Genomic DNA, 4547 nt, shown 5'->3' on the forward strand with positions numbered 1-4547 from the left:
TTTCGTCAATTCCATTATACCAAACGGGACAGGTTTATGCCTTTTTTATTGGCTGAAATATTGAATTTTCAAGGTTCAACACACCGTATTGGTGTGGGAAGTTTTAGTTAATAAAATCAAAGACATGATGAAAGAAATGGATGAGGCAATGTTTCAGGATGTTCTGCCGGAAGAGAAACTGCTTTTTCGAAGAATCCTGCTTCAGATCAGAGAAAATCTGATGACAAAAGAAGAGATTGAAAGCTGCAGCATCGATTTCAAAAAGAAATGCATGGCTGATTTGGATGATAAAAAATAAGGCAGAAAGAAGGAAACGATTATGGGAAAATTATTCAAATATCTGAAACAGCATGCTATGGTAATTCTGGCGATTATTGTAGTGTTGTTTGTCCAGGCATTCTGCGATCTGTCACTACCGACATATACATCAGATATTGTCAATGTAGGAATTCAGCAGGGCGGAATCGATACGACGGTTCCGGAACAGATCGGAAAGACCGACCTTGAAAATCTGCTTCTGCTTGTCCCGCAGGAAGATGCCGGGACGGTGCAGGATGCGTACAGGGAAGGAACAAAGGAAGATCTGGATACAGGAGAGGAATTTGTTGTTCTGAAAGACGCGGTCCGCAATGACGAAGAGCAGATGAACGAACTCTTCGATATTCTTGGGAAGCCGATGTTTCTGGCAGAAGGGCTTTCTTCAGACAGTGAAGAACTGGATGCGATGAAAGAGCAGATGCTTTCGCAGATGCCGGCAGGATCAGTTCAGGGGGACGTATCCATGTTTGACATTCTCCGGGGGCTTCCACAGGAACAGAGGGAATCCATGGTCCGGGAGATGGAACAGCAGGTGTCCGATATGCCGGATACGATGCTGGAACAGACAGCAACGGTTTATATTGAAAACATATACCGCAGTCTTGGGGTGGATATGGATGCCATGCAGACAAATTACATCCTGATTACCGGAGCCAAGATGCTGGGACTTGCATTTCTGGGTCTGCTCGCAAGTGTGACGGTCGGCCTTCTGGCCTCCAGGACGGCAGCAGCTGTCGGACGGGATCTCAGAAGAAATGTATTTACCAAGGTTGTCGGATTTTCAAGCAGTGAATTTGACCACTTTTCCACTGCGTCTCTGATTACAAGAAGCACCAATGATATTCAGCAGATTCAGATGGTGATTGTCATGATGCTTCGCATGGTGCTCTATGCGCCGATTATCGCAGTCGGCGGTATTTACAAGGTAATTAATACCAATGTATCCATGACCTGGATCATCGCTCTTGGAGTAGTATTGATACTTGGAGTTGTGCTGCTTCTATTTCTCTGTGTGATGCCAAAATTCCGGATCCTTCAGAAAATGGTGGACCGTGTCAATCTGGTGACAAGAGAAATTCTGACAGGACTTTCTGTAATTCGCGCGTTCCATACAGAAAAACATGAGGAAGAACGCTTTGACAAGGCCAATACGGATCTGACAAAAACGAACCTGTTTGTCAACCGTGCCATGACCTTGATGATGCCGGCGATGATGCTGATCATGAACGGAATCAGCATTTTGATTATGTGGGTAGGAGCACACGGCGTGGACAACGGACAAATGCAGGTTGGAGATATGATGGCATTTATCCAGTACACGATGCAGATTATTATGGCCTTCCTGATGATCTGTATGATTTCAATTATGCTTCCAAGAGCAGCGGTTGCGGCAGGACGTGTCGATGAAATCCTGACAAGCGAGACAGCAATCAAAGATAAGGAAGAACCGGAACATATTCCGGAAGCAGGAAAAGGGCTTGTGGAATTTGATCATGTATCTTTCCGTTATCCGGGAGCCGGAAAAGATGTACTTCATGATATTCATTTTACCGCAAAACCGGGTGAAACAACCGCAATCATTGGAAGTACAGGAAGCGGTAAGTCGACCCTGGTCAATCTGATTCCACGTTTCTACGATGTGACAGAAGGCGCGATCCGGATAGACGGCAGGGATATCCGGAATGTGACACAGCATGAACTTCGGGAGAAACTCGGATATGTGCCGCAGAAAGGAATGTTGTTTTCAGGAACGATCGCGTCCAATATTGCATACAGTGATGAGAATATGCCGATGGAACGCATAGAAGAAGCAGCTGAGATTGCGCAGGCGAAAGATTTTATCGAAGAGAAACCGGACGATTATGACAGCCCGATTTCCCAGGGAGGCGGCAATGTCTCCGGAGGACAGAAACAGCGTCTTTCTATTGCGAGAGCTGTAGCCAAACATCCGGATATCTTTATCTTTGACGACAGCTTTTCAGCTCTGGACTATAAAACAGATACGGTTCTGCGTCAGGCATTAAAAGAAAAGACGAAGGACAGCACCGTGATTATTGTGGCTCAGAGAATCAGTACCATTCTTCACGCGGAACAGATTATTGTTCTGGATGAAGGAGAGATCGCCGGCATTGGAACCCATGAGGAGCTTCTGAAAAACTGTGAAGCTTACTATCAGATTGCTTCGTCCCAGCTTTCCAGGGAGGAACTGGAACAGGCGGTAAAAGGAAACGGAAAGGGGGAGGCAGCATATGAGTAATCAAAGAAGAGGTCCGATGGGCGGACATGGACATATGGGAGCCGGTGAAAAGGCAAAAGACTTTAAAGGGACATTGAAAAGAGTGCTGAAATACATTGGCCCGTATAAGATCCCGATTCTATTCGTCATGCTGTTTGCCATCGGAAGTACCATATTTAATATTATCGGTCCGAAAGTACTTGGAAAAGCGACGACGGAGATCTTCACCGGACTGGTCAGCAAAGTAACAGGAGGAGAGGGAATAGATTTTGGTAAAATCGGAAGAATTCTGGTTACCCTTCTCTGCCTGTATGTAATCAGTGCGCTTTTCTCCTTTATTCAGGGATATATCATGACGGGAGTTACACAGAAACTGACATATCGAATGAGAAAAGAAATCTCAGAAAAGATCAATCGTCTCCCGATGAATTATTTTGATACTAAGACACACGGAGAGGTGCTCTCCCGTGTCACAAACGATGTAGATACATTCAGTCAGAGCCTGAACCAGACGGCAACGCAGATGATTACATCCGTGACAACACTGATCGGAGTGCTTATCATGATGCTCAGTATCAGTCCGCTGATGACGGTGGTGGCACTTTTGATCCTGCCGATTTCTCTGATTCTTATATCATTTATTGTGAAGCATTCACAGAAATACTTCAAAAACCAGCAGGAATATCTGGGCCATGTTAATGGACAGGTGGAAGAGATTTACGGCGGACACAGTATTGTGAAAGCATTTAATAAGGAAGAGGATGTCCTGAAAGAATTCAACGAGATGAATGATGTGCTGTATCAGACCGCATGGAAATCTCAGTTCTTTTCCGGCATGATGATGCCGATCATGCAGTTTGTCGGCAATCTGGGATATGTCGGCGTTACTATTCTTGGAGGATATCTGGCAATTAAACAGACGATTGAAGTCGGTGACATCCAGTCTTTCATCCAGTATGTAAGAAACTTTACTCAGCCGATTCAGCAGGTGGCACAGGTGGCAAACATGCTGCAGTCCATGGCGGCGGCCTCCGAGCGAGTATTTGAATTTCTGGAGGAAAAAGAAGAGGATCAGTTTGCCAAAGATCCGGTATCGACAGAGGGGCTTCAGGGCAATGTGGAGTTTGACCATGTAAAATTCGGATATAATCCGAACAATATCATCATCAAAGATTTCTCCACACAAGTAAAAGAAGGACAAAAGATCGCGATAGTCGGTCCGACCGGAGCCGGAAAGACAACGCTGATTAAACTTCTGATGCGCTTTTACGATGTCAATGAGGGAGCGATTCTTGTTGACGGGCACAATGTCAAAGACTTCAACCGTGGAGAACTGCGGCAGATGTTCGGCATGGTGCTTCAGGACACATGGCTTTTCAACGGTTCTATTCGCGATAATATCCGTTACGGAAAACTGGATGCGACTGATGAGGAAATTGTGGAAGCTGCAAAGGCGGCACATGCACATCACTTCATCCAGACTCTTCCGGACGGCTATGACATGGAGCTGAATGAGGAGGCAAGCAATGTTTCACAGGGTCAGAAGCAGCTCCTGACGATTGCAAGAGCCATTCTGGCAGATCCGAAGATTCTTATTCTTGACGAAGCGACAAGTTCTGTTGATACAAGGACAGAAATTCAGATCCAGAAAGCGATGGATAATCTGATGAAAGGAAGAACAAGTTTTATCATTGCCCACCGGCTTTCCACGATCCGTGATGCGGACCGGATTCTCGTTCTGAAGGACGGAGATATTGTTGAACAGGGAAAACACGAGGAACTCCTTGCGAAAGGCGGATTCTACGCAGAACTTTACAATTCTCAGTTTGAGGACGGAAGCGGAGCAATGGCTTCCTGAAAAAGTAAAAAGCAGATACAGAAAGGGATTATCGGTTAATACCGATTTTTAACCCCTGCCATGAAAAGAAGAGGCAGTCCCAGAGAATTCGGACTTTTTCAAAGTCTGAATTCTCTATGGAACTGCCTCTTTCGT

General features: G+C 45.5%; 3 protein-coding genes. All 3 read left to right on the plus strand.

Annotated features, from left to right (window positions below):
* The first annotated feature begins 124 nt into the window (after window positions 1-124).
* From H6A32_RS15500 to H6A32_RS15510, 3 genes are read left to right on the plus strand one after another with little or no spacing between them, the layout of a single operon-like run.
* Window positions 125-298 carry a hypothetical protein gene (locus H6A32_RS15500; protein ID WP_204864787.1) on the plus strand — a complete coding sequence of 58 codons (174 nt, stop codon included), beginning with the start codon at window positions 125-127 and terminating at the stop codon, window positions 296-298.
* 21 nt (window positions 299-319) lie between these two features.
* Complete coding sequence (locus H6A32_RS15505; RefSeq protein ID WP_204864788.1) at window positions 320-2575, plus strand: ABC transporter ATP-binding protein; 2256 nt, start codon at window positions 320-322, stop codon at window positions 2573-2575.
* Window positions 2568-4412 (plus strand): ABC transporter ATP-binding protein, encoded by a 1845-nt coding sequence (locus tag H6A32_RS15510; protein WP_087254577.1) that lies wholly within the window; start codon window positions 2568-2570, stop codon window positions 4410-4412. Before H6A32_RS15505 ends, H6A32_RS15510 begins: the two co-directional genes overlap by 8 nt.
* The last annotated feature ends 135 nt before the right edge of the window (window positions 4413-4547 follow it).

This window comes from Drancourtella massiliensis (assembly GCF_016900655.1).
GTDB classification, from domain to species: Bacteria; Bacillota; Clostridia; order Lachnospirales; family Lachnospiraceae; genus Sellimonas; species Sellimonas catena.

What these genes read in the sequence shown, in the direction of transcription:
- H6A32_RS15500 (WP_204864787.1), top strand. Translation starts at nt 125, where the DNA reads ATGATGAAAGAAATGGATGAGGCAATGTTTCAGGATGTTCTGCCGGAA.
- H6A32_RS15505 (WP_204864788.1), top strand. Translation starts at nt 320, where the DNA reads ATGGGAAAATTATTCAAATATCTGAAACAGCATGCTATGGTAATTCTG.
- H6A32_RS15510 (WP_087254577.1), top strand. Translation starts at nt 2,568, where the DNA reads ATGAGTAATCAAAGAAGAGGTCCGATGGGCGGACATGGACATATGGGA.